The organism is Protofrankia sp. Cj3 (assembly GCF_917627355.1).
Taxonomy (GTDB): domain Bacteria; phylum Actinomycetota; class Actinomycetes; order Frankiales; family Frankiaceae; genus Protofrankia.
Window position 1 is genome coordinate 1 of record NZ_CAKJTR010000070.1, and the last position, 1,176, is coordinate 1,176.

1 protein-coding gene is annotated in these 1,176 nt (G+C 68.4%); it reads right to left on the reverse strand.

The window, feature by feature from the left end; genetic code table 11:
* Positions 1 to 81 precede the first annotated feature (81 nt).
* Positions 82 to 1,035 carry a GlxA family transcriptional regulator gene (locus MJ783_RS11660; protein ID WP_239310429.1) on the reverse strand — a complete coding sequence of 318 codons (954 nt, stop codon included), beginning with the start codon at positions 1,033 to 1,035 and terminating at the stop codon, positions 82 to 84.
* Positions 1,036 to 1,176 lie beyond the last annotated feature (141 nt).

A 1,176-nucleotide genomic window follows, 5' to 3' on the forward strand; every position in this document is an offset into this window, starting at 1 on the left:
GGGGGTTTTCCAGATCGGGCTACGTTGTGACCCCCACGAGTCGCGGTCTTCGTCGGCTGGAGACCGCCCCCGACGCGGGCGTCAAGCGTTGCAATCGTTGCGGGCGCGAAAGGTACGCCGGTAGGCGGCAGGCGGAACGCCGAAGGCGGTGCGGAAGTGCTGGCGCAGGGAGACGGTGGCGCCGAAGCCGGCGTGCTCAGCGACGCGGTCGATCGGCAGGTCGCTGCTTTCGAGCAGATGCTGAGCTCGTTGCAGCCGCTGCCCGGTCAGCCACTGGCCGGGGGTGAGGCCGACCTCTTGGCGGAACCGCCGGGTGAAGGTGCGGACGCTCATCCGCGCGTGGGCGGCCAGGTCGGGCAGGGATACCGGTTCCTGTAGGCGTTCGAGCGCCCAGGCACGGGTTGCGGCGGTGCTGGCCTCCCACGGTTCTGGGACAAGGTGTCCGATGTGCTGGGTCTGCCTCCCATCGGGCCAAGGTGACATGATCCAACGCCGAGCCAGCCGGGTGGCGACCTCGCTGCCGTGGTCGCGGCGGACCATGCGCAGATAGAGCTCGGCACCGGAGACGGCGGAGGTGAGCACGTCGCCGTCGTCGATGAAGGGCATGTCGGGGTCCATCTTCACGCGGGGAAACATGCGCTGGAAGCGGTCGATGTCTGGCCAGTGGATGCTGACCCGGCGGCCGTCGAGCAGGCCCGCGGCGGCCAGAATGAACGTCGCCGTGCGGATCGAGACCAGGCGTGCGCCGGCTGGGATGCGGGCGAGCGCGTCGGCTATCTCGTCACGCAGCCGCCCGTGTGGGATGACCGCATCGACTGGGTGGACGGCGGGGATCACGACGGTGTCCGCCTTCGCCAACGCCCCGGCTCTGTTGTTGGTAGTGGCAGCGGGCATGGGCTGGCCGCCAACGGTACAGACGGCCACCTCGTAGAGCGGTGTGCCGTCCGGCCGGGCGGCGTCGCCGAAGATCCCCACCGGGATGCTCGTCTCGAATGGGATTACGCGGTCCAAGGCGAGGACGGCGACACGATGCATGGCTGAATCCCATCTGGTAGCGACCTGTACCGCCCGTTTTCGATGAAGGGAAGCCCTATGGAGTGGGTGTGAGGAAAGACACGATCGGCCTTGTGGCATGTGCGGAAGGGCGGAACCTTCGGTCGGTGCGGGGGTGATAGG

Bases quoted from the DNA above. Each gene is read 5' to 3' on its own strand.
- MJ783_RS11660 (WP_239310429.1), bottom strand. From the start codon at position 1,035: ATGCATCGTGTCGCCGTCCTCGCCTTGGACCGCGTAATCCCATTCGAG.